At 72.1% G+C, this 15,938-nt stretch carries 9 protein-coding genes; 5 read left to right on the top strand and 4 right to left on the bottom strand.

From position 1 onward, the window contains the following. Positions 1-320: 320 nt before the first annotated feature. Positions 321-4,931 carry a glutamate synthase large subunit gene (gene gltB / locus ACFV18_RS24345; protein ID WP_380486533.1) on the top strand — a complete coding sequence of 1,537 codons (4,611 nt, stop codon included), beginning with the start codon at positions 321-323 and terminating at the stop codon, positions 4,929-4,931. Continuing rightward, on the top strand, positions 4,924-6,453 hold the full coding sequence (locus ACFV18_RS24350; protein ID WP_380486535.1) for a glutamate synthase subunit beta: 1,530 nt from the start codon (positions 4,924-4,926) through the stop codon (positions 6,451-6,453). Before gltB ends, ACFV18_RS24350 begins: the two co-directional genes overlap by 8 nt. A 120-nt stretch (positions 6,454-6,573) precedes the next feature. Here the strand turns inward: ACFV18_RS24350 and ACFV18_RS24355 are convergent, their stop codons facing one another. Continuing rightward, a complete protein-coding gene (locus ACFV18_RS24355; RefSeq protein ID WP_380486537.1) occupies positions 6,574-6,939 on the bottom strand; it encodes a nuclear transport factor 2 family protein in 366 nt (121 codons plus the stop codon). Positions 6,940-7,035: 96 nt separating this feature from the next. On the opposite strand from ACFV18_RS24355, the gene ACFV18_RS24360 reads away from it, so the two are divergent. The 3 genes from ACFV18_RS24360 (at position 7,036) to ACFV18_RS24370 (ending at position 12,206) form a co-directional block, all read left to right on the top strand. Further along, positions 7,036-9,696, top strand: coding sequence for an AAA family ATPase (locus ACFV18_RS24360; protein ID WP_380486538.1), 2,661 nt, complete (start codon positions 7,036-7,038; stop codon positions 9,694-9,696). A 125-nt stretch (positions 9,697-9,821) separates the two neighbouring features. Then, positions 9,822-10,691 carry a helix-turn-helix domain-containing protein gene (locus ACFV18_RS24365; protein ID WP_380486540.1) on the top strand — a complete coding sequence of 290 codons (870 nt, stop codon included), beginning with the start codon at positions 9,822-9,824 and terminating at the stop codon, positions 10,689-10,691. 57 nt (positions 10,692-10,748) lie between these two features. Then, a complete protein-coding gene (locus ACFV18_RS24370; RefSeq protein ID WP_380486542.1) occupies positions 10,749-12,206 on the top strand; it encodes an aldehyde dehydrogenase family protein in 1,458 nt (485 codons plus the stop codon). A gap of 195 nt (positions 12,207-12,401) precedes the next feature. Here the strand turns inward: ACFV18_RS24370 and ACFV18_RS24375 are convergent, their stop codons facing one another. The 3 genes from ACFV18_RS24375 to ACFV18_RS24385 all read right to left on the bottom strand — a co-directional run bounded on the left by ACFV18_RS24375 (position 12,402) and on the right by ACFV18_RS24385 (position 15,827). Further along, positions 12,402-12,905, bottom strand: a complete 504-nt coding sequence (locus tag ACFV18_RS24375) for a GNAT family N-acetyltransferase (protein ID WP_380486544.1) — start codon at positions 12,903-12,905, stop codon at positions 12,402-12,404. Positions 12,906-12,945: 40 nt separating this feature from the next. Then, positions 12,946-13,866 (bottom strand): hypothetical protein, encoded by a 921-nt coding sequence (locus tag ACFV18_RS24380; protein ID WP_380486547.1) that lies wholly within the window; start codon positions 13,864-13,866, stop codon positions 12,946-12,948. Positions 13,867-13,991: 125 nt separating this feature from the next. Next, a complete protein-coding gene (locus ACFV18_RS24385; protein ID WP_380486549.1) occupies positions 13,992-15,827 on the bottom strand; it encodes a bifunctional metallophosphatase/5'-nucleotidase in 1,836 nt (611 codons plus the stop codon). Between the last annotated feature and the right edge of the window lie 111 nt (positions 15,828-15,938).

Genomic DNA, 15,938 nt, shown 5'->3' on the forward strand with positions numbered 1-15,938 from the left:
CTCAACATCCGATCGCCGAACCGAACAATCCCCACCGTGTCCGGCGCCCGGCCAGGGAATCCCAGGCCGGCTCCGGACCGGGGGCGTTCCGAGGGTGTTTCGCCCCTGTTTCACCCCCCTGGACACCGGGCACACTGGTCTGGACGCGCGACGCTGCGCCCTCCCCCCGTCCGTCCCGTGACCTGGGGTTGCGTCCGGGATGTGGACGCAGATTCCACTTCCCGGGACGATCGGCATCATGTAACCTGCACCGACACATCGCATCAGGGCCAACGTCGTCCCTTTGCATCAAGCAACTGATCACGACGACGGGAGAGCCGATGCTGTCTGCATCCATGCACTCCGGCCACGAGGACGCCCGGGCCACCCGCCCCTACGCCCTCGTTCCGGACGCGCGTCCCCAGGCCCAGGGTCTGTACGACCCGCGCAACGAGCACGACGCCTGCGGCGTCGGCTTCGTGGCCACGCTGACCGGTGTCGCCGACCACCGGATCGTCGAGCAGGCACTGACCGTGCTGCGCAACCTGGAGCACCGCGGCGCCACCGGCGCCGAGCCCGACTCCGGCGACGGCGCGGGCATCCTGACCCAGATCCCGGACGCCTTCCTGCGCGCCAGCACCGACTTCGAACTCCCCGCCGCCGGGTCCTACGCGGTCGGCATCGCCTTCCTGCCCCAGGACGAGGAGGCGACCGCTGCCGCCGTCGCCCGGATCGGCGCGATCGCCGCCGAGGAGGGCCTGACCGTCCTCGGCTGGCGCGAGGTCCCGACCGCCCCCGAGCTGCTGGGCGCCACCGCCCGCTCCGTCATGCCGCGGTTCCGGCAGCTCTTTGTCGCGTCGGCGCCTTCCGACGAGCACGGCGGGCGGACCGGGATCGAGCTGGACCGGGTCGCGTTCGTGGTGCGCAAGCGCGCCGAGCGGGAGGCCGGGGTGTACTTCCCCTCGCTGTCCGCCCGGACCCTGGTCTACAAGGGCATGCTGACCACCGGGCAGCTGGAGCCGTTCTTCCCCGACCTGTCGGACCGGCTGTACGCCTCCGCGATCGGCCTGGTGCACTCGCGGTTCTCCACCAACACCTTCCCGAGCTGGCCGCTCGCCCACCCGTACCGCTTCGTCGCGCACAACGGCGAGATCAACACCGTCAAGGGCAACCGCAACTGGATGACCGCCCGGGAGTCCCAGCTCGCCACCGACCTGATCCCCGGCGACCTGGGCCGGATCTTCCCGGTCTGCACTCCGGACCACTCCGACTCGGCGTCCTTCGACGAGGTGCTGGAGCTGCTCCACCTCGGCGGCCGCTCGCTGCCGCACGCGGTGCTGATGATGATCCCGGAGGCGTGGGAGAACCACGCCACCATGGACCCGGCCCGCCGCGCGTTCTACCAGTACCACTCCAACCTGATGGAGCCCTGGGACGGCCCGGCCTGCGTCACCTTCACCGACGGCACCCGGATCGGCGCCGTCCTCGACCGCAACGGCCTGCGCCCGGCCCGGTACTGGATCACCGAGGACGGGCTGGTCGTGCTCTCCTCCGAGGTCGGCGTGCTCGACATCGAGCAGGACAAGGTCGCCAGGAAGGGCCGCCTGCAGCCCGGCCGGATGTTCCTGATCGACACGGCCGAGCACCGGATCGTCGAGGACGAGGAGATCAAGTCCGCGCTCGCCGCCGAGAACCCTTACGAGGAGTGGGTCGCCGCCGGGCAGATCCAGCTCGCCAAGCTCCCCGAGCGCGAGCACATCGCCCACACCCACGCCTCGGTGACGCGCCGGCAGCAGACCTTCGGCTACACCGAGGAGGAGCTGCGGGTCGTCCTCGCGCCGATGGCCAAGACCGGCGCCGAGGCGCTCGGCTCGATGGGCACCGACTCGCCGATCGCCGCGCTCAGCGAGAAGCCGCGGCTGCTGTTCGACTACTTCACCCAGCTGTTCGCCCAGGTCACCAACCCGCCGCTGGACGCCATCCGCGAAGAGCTGGTCACCTCGCTGCACAGCAACCTCGGCCCCGAGGGCAACCTGCTGGACGCCACCCCGGCGCACTGCCGCTCGGTCGGCATCACCTTCCCGGTGATCGACAACGACGAGCTGGCCAAGCTGATCCACATCAACGCGGACGGCGACCAGCCCGGTCTGAAGGCCGTCACGCTCTCCGGCCTGTACAAGGTCGCCACCGGCGGCCAGGGCCTGGCCGCCCGGCTCGCCGAGATCGCCGCCGAGGCCGACGCCGCGATCGCCGACGGGGCCAGGATCATCGTGCTCTCCGACCGGCACTCGGACGCCGAGCACGCCCCGATCCCGTCGCTGCTGCTCACCTCGGCGATCCACCACCACCTGATCCGCACCAAGCAGCGCACCCAGGTGTCGCTGCTGGTCGAGGCCGGCGACGTCCGCGAGGTGCACCACGTCGCGCTGCTGATCGGCTACGGCGCCGGCGCGGTCAACCCGTACCTGGCGATGGAGTCGGTCGAGGACCTGGTCTCCCAGGGCGTGTTCGTCAAGGGCGAGCCCGAGAAGGCGATCAAGAACCTGATCAAGGCGCTCGGCAAGGGCGTGCTGAAGGTGATGTCCAAGATGGGCATCTCCACCGTCGCCTCCTACCGCGGCGCGCAGGTGTTCGAAGCCATCGGCCTGTCCCAGGAGCTGGTGGACGCCTACTTCGCGGGCACCACCAGCAAGCTCGGCGGCATCGGCCTGGACGAGCTCGCCAAGGAGACCGCCGCCCGGCACGCCAAGGCGTACCCGGCGTCCGGCATCTCTGCCGCGCACCGCGCGCTGGAGATCGGCGGCGAGTACCAGTGGCGCCGCGAGGGCGAGCCGCACCTGTTCGACCCGGAGACGGTGTTCCGGCTCCAGCACTCCACCCGCACCAAGCGCTACGACGTCTTCAAGCAGTACACGGACCGGGTGAACGCCCAGTCCGAGCGGCTGATGACGCTGCGCGGCCTGTTCCGGCTGGACGCGCTCGGCCGGACCCCGATCTCCGTGGACGAGGTCGAGCCGGTCTCCGAGATCGTCAAGCGCTTCTCCACCGGCGCGATGTCGTACGGCTCCATCTCGATGGAGGCGCACGAGACCCTCGCGATCGCGATGAACCGGCTCGGCGGCAAGTCCAACACCGGCGAGGGCGGCGAGGACCCGGAGCGCCTGTACGACCCCGAGCGCCGCTCGGCGATCAAGCAGGTCGCCTCCGGCCGGTTCGGCGTCACCTCCGAGTACCTGGTCAACGCCGACGACATCCAGATCAAGATGGCCCAGGGCGCCAAGCCTGGCGAGGGCGGCCAGCTGCCCGGCCACAAGGTCTACCCGTGGGTGGCGAAGACCCGGCACTCGACCCCGGGCGTCGGCCTGATCTCCCCGCCGCCGCACCACGACATCTACTCCATCGAGGACCTGGCTCAGCTGATCCACGACCTCAAGAACGCCAACCCGGACGCCCGCATCCACGTGAAGCTGGTCTCCGAGGTCGGCGTCGGAACGGTCGCGGCCGGCGTGTCCAAGGCGCACGCGGACGTGGTGCTGATCTCCGGCCACGACGGCGGCACCGGCGCCTCCCCGCTGACCTCGCTCAAGCACGCGGGCGGCCCCTGGGAGCTCGGCCTCGTCGAGACCCAGCAGACCCTGCTGCTCAACGGCCTGCGCGACCGCATCGTGGTGCAGACCGACGGCCAGCTGAAGACCGGCCGCGACGTGGTCATCGCCGCCCTGCTGGGCGCCGAGGAGTTCGGCTTCGCGACCGCCCCGCTGGTGGTCTCCGGCTGCATCATGATGCGGGTCTGCCACCTCGACACCTGCCCGGTCGGCGTCGCCACCCAGAACCCGGTGCTGCGCGAGCGGTTCTCCGGCAAGCCCGAATTCGTGGTCAACTTCTTCGAGTTCATCGCCGAAGAGGTCCGCGAGCTGCTCGCCGAACTGGGCTTCCGCTCGATCGAGGAGGCCGTCGGCCACGCCGAGCACATCGACGCCCGGGCCGCGATCGACCACTGGAAGGCCTCCGGGCTCGACCTGGCCCCGCTGTTCCACGTCCCCGACCTGCCCGAGGGTGCCGCCCGGCACCGCACCACCGAGCAGGACCACGCGCTCGACAAGGCACTCGACAACCAGCTGATCGAACTGGCCGAGGACGCCCTGGAGCGCGGCGACGCCGTCCGCATCCAGCTGCCGATCCGCAACGTCAACCGCACCGTCGGCACCATGCTCGGCCACCGGGTCACCAGGAAGCACCGCGGCGAGGGCCTGCCCGAGGGCACCATCGACGTCACCTTCACCGGCTCGGCCGGCCAGTCCTTCGGCGCCTTCGTCCCCCGGGGCGTGACGCTGCGACTGGAGGGCGACGCCAACGACTACGTCGGCAAGGGCCTGTCCGGCGGCGTGATCGTGGTCCGCCCGGCCCGGGACGCCGCCGCGATCGGCGCCGACGCGCAGCAGCACGTGATCGCCGGCAACACCATCGGCTACGGCGCCACCTCGGGCCGGATCCACCTGCGCGGCAAGGCTGGTGAGCGTTTCGCCGTCCGCAACTCCGGTGCCACCCTGGTGGTGGAGGGCGTGGGCGACCACGGCCTGGAGTACATGACCGGTGGCCGGGTGGTGATCCTCGGCGAGACCGGCCGCAACCTGGCGGCGGGCATGTCCGGCGGCATCGCCTACGTGCTGGACCTGCGCCCCGCCAACGTCAACAGCGGCATGGTGGGCATCGAGGCCCCGGGCGCCGCCGACCGCGAATGGCTGCGCGAGACCGTGCAGCAGCACTACGAGGAGACCGGCTCCACCGTCGCCGCCGAACTCCTCGCCGACTGGGGCAGTGGGGTCTCCCGCTTCTCCACGATCATGCCGACCGACTACAAGGCAGTGCTCGCCGCCAAGGACGCCGCTGAGCGCGATGGCCTCTCCGAGGCCGACACCACCGCGAAGATGATGGAGGCGGCACGTGGCTGACCCCAAGGGCTTCCTGACCACGCCCAAGCAGCTGGCGGAGCGCCGTCCGGTGGACGTGCGACTGCGCGACTGGAACGAGGTCTACGTCGAGCGCAGCCTCCTTCCGATCATCAGCAAGCAGGCCGGACGCTGCATGGACTGCGGCATCCCGTTCTGCCACAACGGCTGCCCGCTCGGGAACCTGATCCCCGAGTGGAACGACCTCGCCTACCGGGACGACTTCGTCGGCGCCATCGAGCGGCTGCACGCCACCAACAACTTCCCGGAGTTCACCGGCCGCCTGTGCCCCGCCCCGTGCGAGTCCGCGTGCGTGCTCGGCATCAACCAGGACGCGGTGACCATCAAGAACGTCGAGGTCAGCATCATCGACAAGGCCTGGGACCGGGGCGGCGTCACCCCGCAGGTCCCCGAGCGGCTGTCCGGCAAGACCGTCGCCGTGGTGGGCTCCGGCCCGTCCGGCCTGGCCGCCGCCCAGCAGCTCACCCGGGCCGGGCACACGGTGGTGGTGTACGAGCGTGCCGACCGGATCGGCGGACTGCTGCGCTACGGCATCCCCGAGTTCAAGATGGAGAAGCGCCACATCAACCGCCGCATCGAGCAGATGCGCGCCGAGGGCACCCGGTTCCGCACCGGGGTCGAGGTCGGCGTCGACCTCACCGGGCAGGACCTGCGCTCGCGCTTCGACGCCGTCGTGATCGCGGCCGGCGCCACCACCGCGCGTGAGCTGCCCGTCCCTGGGCGGGAGTTGAACGGCATCCACCAGGCGATGGAGTACCTGCCGCTGGCCAACAAGGTCCAGGAGGGTGACTACGTCGACTCCCCGATCTCGGCCAAGGGCAAGCACGTCGTGGTCATCGGCGGCGGCGACACCGGTGCCGACTGCGTCGGCACCGCACACCGCCAGGGCGCGGCCTCCGTCACCCAGTTGGAGATCATGCCGCGCCCGTCGGACGCCCGTCCGGCCGGGCAGCCGTGGCCGACCATGCCGATGACGTACAAGGTCACCTCGGCCCACGAGGAGACCAACTACCTCCTGCAGGCCAAGAATGGCGGGATGCAGGCAGAGGGACCCTCCTCGCCGAAGGCGGGCAAGGAGGGACGGATCTACTCGGTCTCCACCACGCACTTCTCGGGTGACGCGAACGGGAATGTGCAGGAGCTGCACCTGGTCGAAGTCGCCTTCAAGGACGGCAAGTTCGAGCCGGTGCCCGGGAGTGAGAAGGTGATCCCCGCTCAGCTGGTCACCCTCGCCATGGGGTTCACCGGGACGGACGTCAAGAACGGCCTGGTCGAGCAGCTGGGTGTCGAGCTCGACGCCCGCGGAAACGTCGCCCGCGACGGCAAGTTCGGCACCAACGTCGACGGGGTGTACGTTTGCGGTGACGCCGGTCGCGGTCAGTCGCTGATCGTCTGGGCGATCGCGGAAGGCCGCTCGGCCGCCGCGGCGGTCGACACCTACCTGGGCGGCAGGACAGCGCTCCCCGCGCCGATCAAGCCGACCGACCGGCCCCTGGTGGCCTGACCCCCACCACCCCGAACACCGACCCGCCAGCGTTGCCGGGATCCGGTCGACGCCTGCCCCTTTCCCCGACCAGGTTGAGGGCAGGCGTCGTTGTTTTGGCTCTCCCTGGTTGCTCACCCCCTACGCGGCCGGCACCTTGTCCAGGAAGCCCACGACCGTGGCAACGCGACCGTCCTCCGTGGCCGTGAGGACGTCGAAGCCGACGATCAGGGCCTCCTCCGCGCCTTCGGGGGCGAGTTCCCAGGTGAAGCGGGCGGCGTTGTGGTGGGCGTCGATGGGGCTGCCGAGGCGGAAGACGAGGCCGGCGAACTGGGTCTGGACGGCGGCGACGGCGGCGTCGAACTCCTCGCGGCCGCGGGTGGCGACCATCGGGTCGGTGTAGGTGCCGTCGGTGGCCCAGACGTCTTCGAGGAGCTTGCGGCGGGCGGTCGAGTCGGTCTCGTTCCAGACGGCGAGGTAGCGCTCGACGAGGTTCTGCAGGTCCATGGTGGGCTCCGTTTCGAGTGTTTCTGCCTTGCGGGACAAGAAGTTACGGATCTTGCGGCGCAGGGGAATCAGTCACGTATAGGTAGGGTGCTGAGCATGCTGCTGTACGGGCGGGGAACGGAGCAGGCGGCGGTCGGCCGGCTGCTGGCGGAGGCGGGTGCGGGCCGGGCCGGAGTGCTGGTGCTGCGCGGTGAGCCGGGGGTGGGGAAGAGCGCGCTGCTGGCCGCGGCGGCGGAGGACGCGCCGGGGCGGGTGCTGCGGGCGACGGGCGTGGAGCCGGAGGCCCGGCTGCCGTACGCGGCGCTCAGTCAGCTGCTGGCCCCGGTGCTGGACCGCACGGACGCCCTGCCGGGGCCTCAACGGGCGGCGCTCGAACGGGTGTTGGGGCTGGCGGACGGCCCGGCCGGGGACCGGCTGCTGGTCGGGCTGGCGGTGCTGACGCTGCTGGGCGACCTCGCCGAGCAGGGCCCGCTGCTGTGCCTGGTGGACGACATGCAGTGGGTGGACCGGGAGTCCGCGGAGGCGTTGCAGGTGGCGGTCCGCCGGCTGGGCGCGGAGGCGGTGGTGGTGCTGCTGGCGACCCGGACGGACGGGCCGGAGCTGCCCGGGCTGCCGGAGTTGCGGGTGGAGCCGCTCGGCGAGCAGGCCGCCGCCGAGCTGCTGGCCGCCGTCGCGCCCGAACTCGTCGATGTGGAGCCGGTGTTGACGGCGGCTCAGGGCAACCCGCTGGCGCTGGTGGAGCTCGCGGCGGCCGGCGCGGCCGGCGTGCTGCCCCCGGCGGGGCGGCTGCGGCTGACGTACCACGGGCAGGTGAGCCGGCTGCCGGGTGGCGCGCAGCGGTGGCTGCTGCTGGCGGCGCTGGAGGAGACCGGTTCGCTGGAGGTGCTGCTGCGGGCCGCCGGGGAGTGCGGGCTGGCGGTCGCGGATCTCGCACCGGCCGAGCAACAGGGCCTGGTGCGGGTGGAGTTGGCGGCGGGCCGGGTGGTGTTCCGGCATCCGCTGCTGCGTTCGGTGCTGGTGGACCGGGCGCCGCTGGTGGACCGGCTGGCCGCGCACACCGCGCTCGCCCGGGCGTGCGGGGAGCGGGAGCCGCTGCGGCGGGCCTGGCACCTGGCGCTGGCCGCGACCGGCCCGGACGCGGCGGTGGCGGAGGAGTTGGCGTCGGCGGCGGCCGGCGCGGCGTCGCGGGGCGGGTACACCGGCGCGTCGGCGGCGTACGAGCGGGCCGCGCGGCTGAGCCCGGACCCGCTGCGGGCGCGGGAGTTGACGGTGGAGGCGGTGGAGGCGGCGCTGGAGGCGGGCGAGGTCGGCCGGGCCGAGGCGCTGGCGGCCGCGGCGGACGCCCCGGGGCTGGACGCGGTGACCCGGGCGCACCTGCTGTGCGCCCGCGGGGTGGCGGAGTTCTGGCGGGGCGAGCACCGCTCCGCGCACCGGCGGATGGTGGAGGCGGCGGGCCTGGTGGCGGAGCTCGCGCCGAACCCGGCGGCCCGGGTGCTGGTGCAGGCGGTGCACGCGGCCTGGTACCTGGACGCGGCGGTGGTGCGCCGGACGCTGGCCCGGCTCGGCGCGCTCCCCCTGCCGGCGGGCGATCCGCTGGTGCCGGTGGCGGGCTACCTGATCGGGGCGCTGGGGGACGCACCGGACGGGCCGACGCTGGCGGAGACCGAGCGGGCGGCCCGGGCCGCAGGGGCGGTGGCGCCGGTGGACCTGGCGCTGCCGTGCGGGGCGGCCCTGCTGCCGGGCCGGGACGAGGATGCCCTGGACCTGGCGGGCCGGCTGGTCCGGGAGGCCCGGGAGAGCGGCGCGTTCGGGACGCTGCCGACGCTGCTGTTCTTCCTGGCGGAGGCCGAGCTGTTCACGGGCCGTCCGGGCACCGCCGACGAGCACGCCGCAGAGGCGCTGCGGCTGGCCGAGGACTGCGGGCAGCCGCTGTGGACCGGGCAGTTGCACGGCTTCCTGGCGTACCTGGCGGCAGCCCGCGGCGAGGACGCGGCGTGCCGGGAGCACGCCGGGCTGGCGCGGGCCCGCGGCGCCTCCGGGATGCCGTGGGCGCAGTGGGCGCTCGGGGTGCTGGAGTTGGGCGCCGGCCGGGCCGAGGACGCCTTCGCGCAGCTGGCGGCGCTGGCCGGCGGCGGGCAGAACTTCCAGGTGTCGGCCGTCCGTTCGGTGCCGGACCTGGTGGAGGCGGCGGTGCGGCTGCGCCGGCCGGAGGAGGTCGCCGAGCCGCTGGACCGGTTCGAGCACTGGGCGCGGCGCAGCGGCCTGCCGTGGGCCCGGGCGCTGGTGCACCGCTGCCACGCGCTGCTGGCCCCCGAGGAGTTGGCGGAGGAGCTGTACCTGGCGGCGCTGGCCCGGCACGCCGAGCAGCCGCGTCCGTGGGAGCAGGCCCGCACCGAGCTGCTGTACGGCGAGTGGCTGCGCCGGGCCCGGCGCAAGGCGGAGGCCCGGGTACCGCTGCGGGCGGCCGAGCAGACGCTGCGTCACCTGGGCGCGCTGCCCTGGGCGGAACGGGCCCGGCTGGAGCTGGACGCCGCCGGCGCGCCCGCCGCGCGCGGCCCGGTCAGGGCGGTGGCGGGCCTGACGCCGCAGGAGTCGCAGATCGTCCGGCTGGCGGCGCAGGGCCTGTCCAACCGGGACATCGCCGCGCAGCTCTTCCTGAGCGCCCGTACCGTCGGCCACCATCTGTACAAGGCGTATCCGAAGCTCGGGGTGAGTTCGCGCACCGATCTTGCGGAGGTGCTCCCGGCGCTGTCCTGAGCGGGGCCGAAGCACAAGTGTGCAACGGCTTGGCCAAATGCCGGAAGCCCCTCGCGGAGTGTCGCCGGGCAGTGGCAGACTGCATCCCTACGGGGTCCAACTGATGGTTCGGGGCGGAGGTTTGCATGACGGGCCTGCAGACGGGCAGTGGTGCGACCGCGCGTCGCATCCAGTTGGGCGCCCAGTTGCGGCGCCTGCGCGAGGCCCGGGGGGTGACCCGGGAGGACGCGGGCTACTCGATCCGCGCGTCCGAGTCGAAGATCAGCCGGATGGAACTCGGCCGGGTCGGCTTCAAGCAGCGCGACGTGGCGGACCTGCTGACGCTGTACGGCGTCGAGGACGAACACTCCCGGGCGGCGCTGCTCGGCCTGGTCGGCGAGACCAACGCCCCGGCCTGGTGGCACGGCTACGGGGACGTCATCCCCGGCTGGTTCCAGACGTACCTCAACCTGGAGGACGCGGCGAACCTGGTGCGCAGCTACGAGGTGCAGTTCGTGCCCGGGCTGCTGCAGACCCCCGAGTACGTGCACGCGGTGATGCGGGCGGGCAGCCCGGGCGTGGCGGAGGAGGAGATCACCCGGCGGGCGGCCGTCCGGCTGCGCCGCCAGGAGCGCTACCTCGCGCCGGACACCACCGCCCGGCTGGAGCTGATCGTCGACGAGACGGCGCTGCGGCGGCCGTGCGGCGGGCCGGAGGTGATGCGCGGTCAGCTGGCGCGGCTGGCCGAGCTGTCGCTGCGCGAGACCATCAGCCTGCGGGTGCTGCCGCTGGGCATGGGCGCGCTGGCGGCGGACAGTGGGGCGTTCACGGTGCTGTGCTTCCCGGAGCCGGACTTGGCGGACGTGGTGTACGTCGAGCAGTTCACCACCGCGCTGTACCTGGACAAGCCGAGCGAGGTCGCCGAGTACACGGCCGCGCTGGACCGGGTGTCGGCGGCGGCGCTGTCCGAGGAGGAGACCCGGTCGCTTCTGGCGGAGATCCTCCAAGAGAGCTAGCCCGCAATTAAGATGATGATCCGTCAGTAGGTGATCGTTAACGCCGAAAGGGATCAGATGTCCTTGATCGCGGAACTCGCCCAGCAGTACATCGACGGCCAGTGGCGGCCGGGAACCGGCTCCTGGGACATCGTGGACCTCGATCCCTTCAGCGGGGAGAAGCTGGCCTCCTTCACCGTGGCCACCGCCGAGGAGATCGACCAGGCCTACCGGGCCGCCGAGCGGGCCCAGCCCGCCTGGGCCGCCACCAGCCCCTACGAGCGCCGGCTGGTGTTCGAACGGGCACTGCAGGTGGTGGAGGCCCGCGAGGCCGAGATCCTCGAGGTGATGACCGTCGAACTCGGCGGCACCCTGATGAAGTCCGCGTTCGAACTCTCGCTGGTCAAGGACATGCTGCGGGAATCGACGGCGACGGCACTGCGCGGCGAGGGCAAGATCCTGCCCTCCCCGGTGCCCGGCAAGGAGAACCGCCTCTACCGCCTGCCGGTCGGCGTGGTCGGCGTGATCAGCCCCTTCAACGCCCCCGTCTTCCTGTCGCTGAAGGCCGTCGCGCCCGCGCTCGCCCTCGGCAACGCGGTCGTCCTCAAACCGCACCAGGACGCGCCGGTGGCCGGCGGCACCCTGATCGCCAAGATCTTCGAGGAGGCCGGGCTGCCCGCCGGCCTGCTCAACGTCGTCCTCACCGACATCGCCGAGATCGGCGACGCGTTCATCGAACACCCCGTGCCCAAGGTGATCGCCTTCACCGGCTCCGACACCGTCGGCCGGCACGTCGCCACCGTCGCCGCCGGCCACCTGAAGCGGACCGTGCTCGAACTCGGCGGCAACAGCGCCCTGGTGGTGCTCGACGACGCCGACGTCGACTACGCGGTGGACGCCGCCGTCGCCAGCCGCTTCGTCCACCAGGGCCAGATCTGCATGGCCGCCAACCGGATCCTGGTCCACCGCGGCCTGTTCGCCGAGTTCAGCGAGAAGTTCACCGCGAAGGTCGCCTCGCTGCGGGCCGGCGACCCCGGCGACCCCGCCACTCAGCTCGGGCCGCTGATCAACTCCGCGCAGGCCGAATCCGTCACCGCCGAGGTCGACCAGGCGATAGCCGCCGGCGCACGGCCGCTGCTGCACGGTGCGACCGTCGGCACGCTGGTGAAGCCCACCGTCCTCACCGACATTCCGGCCGACGCCCCGATCCTGCACCGCGAGATCTTCGGCCCGGTCGCCCTGCTGATCCCCTTCGAGGACGAGGACGAGGCCGTCCGGATCGCCAACGACACGCCCTTCGGCCTCTCCGGCGCCGTCCACACCGCCGACATCGAGCGCGGCGTGCGGTTCGCGCAGCGCATCGACACCGGCATGATGCACGTCAACGACGGGACCATCGCGGACGAGCCGATCGTGCCCTTCGGCGGCCAGAAGAACTCCGGCCTGGGCCGACTCAACGGCGAGACCAGCGTGGACGCGTTCACCACCGTCAAGTGGATCTCGATCCAGCACGGGCGCTCGCGCTTTCCCTTCTGAGAGAACGCGAGAGCACAACCAGGGGCGCGGGGAACTGCGCGAAGCGGAAGGATCCGACCGCAAGATCGCGATGTGGGCAATGACTTGCACTTGATCGCGACCTTGCGGACGTGGTGTGCGCTTGTCGCGCAGTTCCCCGCGCCCCCGGTTTCGCACCCTCCTGCGTTCGCGCCCAAACGCTCGCGTCCGCGTTGCTCAGCCGAGGCGGAACGCCTCCATCTCGGTGCCGTACCAGCGGTCGGTGCGGCCGAGCGGGGTCATGCCCAGGCGGTGGCAGACCGCCATGGAGCGGGTGTTGTCCGGGCGGACGACGGCGTACAGCTCGGTGAGGCCGTCGGTGAAGGCGCGGTCGCGGATCGCGGTCGCGGCCTCCGTCGCGTAGCCGTGGCCCCAGCTGTCGGGGTGGAAGTGCCAGCCGATCTCGATCTCGCCGGCGCCGTCCGGGATCGGGATCAGCAGCAGCGTCCCGGCGATCACACCGGTCTCGCGGACTTCGACCGCCCACACGCCGTACCGGCCGTCCGGGGTGCAGCGGGAGCGGAAGCGGGCGATCACCTCGTCCGCCTCGGCCGGTTCGGCGAGGGCGCGGGGCTCGCGACCGAGCCAACGGGCCACCTCCCACTGGGAGTACAGGTCGAAGGCGCGGTCGCGGTCGGCGGGTTGCCACGGGCGCAGCACGAGGCGTTCGGTGGTCAGCATTCCGTCAGGCTACTGGGCTGTGCCGGTCTCGTCCCAGGGGTCAGCGCTTGCCGCGCGGGGACTGCGGGAGTCCGTCGTCGAGGCCCAGGACGGCGCGGGTGCCGAGGGGGTGGGAGAGGCGGAACTCGACCGGGGCGAAGCCCAGCCAGGCGGCGCAGGCGGTGCCCTCGGGGAGGCGGCGTCGGGTGGTGCGGCCGATCAGGACGACGGCCTGGTCGGTCTCGTGGACCTCGCCGGGCTGGACGAGGTCGCAACTGCCGTGCGGGACAGTGGCGGTGAGGACCAGGCCGTCGGGGGAGACGGAGACCAGCGTGGTGCCGCCGCTGCCGGCGGCGGGGCCGGGGCCGGGGGTGGGCGGGTTCTGGGCCTGGGTGAGAACGGCGGGGTAGCGGAACGGCTGGTCGTAGCCGGCGATGGTGAACTCCCAGACGGGGATGGTGGCCCGGCCCCGGCTGGTGGTGACGGTGGTGGTGCCGGGCTGGACGGCGGTGATGGACAGCCGGCCGTCGCCGCACCCGCCGAGGCAGGGGTCCTTGCGGCTGGTCAGCCAGGTGAGGGTGTCCTTCGCGGAGCGCTGCGGGAGGGTCATCCGGGAGCCGTCCGCGAACTGCACCTCGGCGGTGCCGGAGACGTTCACCGGCAGCGTGGTCCGCAGGTCGATCCGGGCGGCCTCGTAGGCCTCCTTGTCGGCGCTGTTGTGGAACGCCCCCTGGGGGATCCACTGGGTGGTGTCCTCGGTGGGGTAGTAGCCGTGCGTCCAGGCCTGTTGGGCGGCCGACCCGGGCCACGCGGCCGTCACCTCGGCGGCCCGCCGGGCGGCGTCGCCGGTGGCGGGGCGCACCTCGGGTCCGGCCGTGATCAGCGTCGGCCCGGGCTCCAGGTCCGGTGCCTCCGGGGTGCTCGTGCACCCGCCCAGCAGCAGGGCCGCCGCCACCACCGTTACTGCGATTCGTCCGCGCATCACTGTTTTCCCCTCAACGCCCATGTGCAGGTCGGGAGTTGGACGGACGCCGGGGAGAGTCGGTTCCGTGGGGAACGCGGCGGGCCGTCCGGACAGCATCCGAACGGCCCCGGGGCGGTGGGGTTTTAGAAGACCGGCACGCCGGCGCGGACCAGGCGCCAGCCGGACTGGCCGTAGAAGTCGGCCGGGTCGATGACGCCCTTGGCCTTCACCCAGGCGATCATGGTGTTGCGGATCTCGTCGGAGTTCGCCCACAGCTGCTGAGCCTTGGCGATGTGCGGGAAGTTGCCGCCGCCGTTGGCACGGTAGTTGTTGACGGCGAGGACGAACTGCGCGGCCGGGTCGACCGGCTTGCCCTGGTACGACAGGTTGACGATGCGGCTGCCGACGGGCTGCGCGATGTCGATGTCGTAGCTGACGCCGTAGAGCGAGTCGTAGTTGTAGTCGGGGGTGTTGTTGGCCTGGTTGGTCAGGGTGTCCAGGTTGATCGGCGCGCCCGGGGCGACCTGGGCGTAGTACTTGGCGGAGTACTCCAGGTAGTCCTTGATCTGGGCGCCCGTCAGGATCCGCGCCTCAAGCGTGTTCTCGTAGATGTACAGGCCGGCCGCGTCGCGCAGCTTGACCTGGCCGGCCGGGATCACCGCGGTGCGGTTGAACGGCGCGGCCTGGGCGATCACCGGCAGGCTCGCGTACTGGCCGCCGGCCAGCGCGGTGCGCACCGCGTCGGCCTGGACGCGGCCGATCAGGTCGATGATCGGGGTGTCCTTGAACCGGGACTCGGCTATGGAGAGGCTCTCCTTGCAGGTGCCGATGACCTGGTTGACGTAGGCGACGACCTTCTTGTGCTGGGCGTCCACCAGCTTGACGATCTTCGGGTCCTCGGCGACGGCGTTGGAGTTCAGCAGCCGCGAGGTGACGCCGGTGACGGTCCACTGGCCGCGGGCGAACTCGACCTCGAAGTCGAAGCAGGTCAGGCGCTCGCCCCAGCACAGCGGCTCGGACAGCACGACGTTCTTGCCGGTCTGGGTGTTGACCACGATCCGCTGGGCGATCTCCTTGTGGGCGTGGCCCACCAGCACCGCGTCGATGCCCGGCACGGTGGCGGCCATCGCGGCGCCCGCGTTCTCCGCGTAGGGCAGCTGGTCGCCCCAGGAGGACGGGTCGTCGACACCGGTGTGCGCGGAGACCACGACCACGTCGGCGCCGGCGGCGCGCAGCTTCGGCACCCACTTGGCGGCGACCTCGGGGATGCCCGGGAAGGTCAGCTTGCCCTGGACGTTGGCCTTGTCCCAGATGGCGATGCCCGGGTTGGTCAGGCCGAGGATGCCGACCCGGATGGGCCGGCCGTGGCCGAGGTGCAGCTCGCGGATCACGTACGGCGGGAAGGCCGGCTTCTCGTCCTTGGCGTTCAGCGCGTTGGCGCCGAGCAGCGGGAAGTTCAGCTGCTCCTGGTAGGCGCGCAGCAGCGGAATGCCGTAGTTGAACTCGTGGTTGCCGAGCGCGGCGGCGTCGTAGCCGATGGCGTTCATCGCGGCGGCCATCGGGTGGCGCGGGGCACGCTTGCCGGTGATCGGCTCGACCCGGGCGTAGTAGTAGGACAGCTGGGTGCCCTGGATGGTGTCACCGGCGTCGATCAGCAGGGTGTGGCCGCGGCCCTTCTCGGCGCGGACCTGCTCGACCAGGGTGGATATCTTGGCCAGGCCGACGTCGTTGTGGGCCTTGTCGTCGAACTCGGAGTCGGTGAAGTACTCCCAGTTGAAGACGTGGCCGTGCAGGTCGGTGGTGCCCATCACGGTGAAGCTCGCCTTGAACGGGACGGGGCCCCGGCCGCGGAACTCGTCCTGGTTCTGGTCCGCCGCGGCGGCGGGGGTGGCCACGGCGGCGGTCAGGCCGCCGGCCAGGGCGGCCCCGGCCGCGGTGGCGGCGGAGCGGGTGACGAAGTCACGGCGGTTCAGGGACATCAAGACTCCAAGTCGGGCGGTACGGGCCGTCAGGCGGGCATGGCGACAGGGCGGCTGACACCCCGCCACCTGCCGCGACGCGCGTAGAAAAACGCGTGTGGCAGTCTGCCC

It is taken from the genome of Kitasatospora sp. NPDC059673, from assembly GCF_042734215.1.
Lineage (GTDB): Bacteria > Actinomycetota > Actinomycetes > Streptomycetales > Streptomycetaceae > Kitasatospora.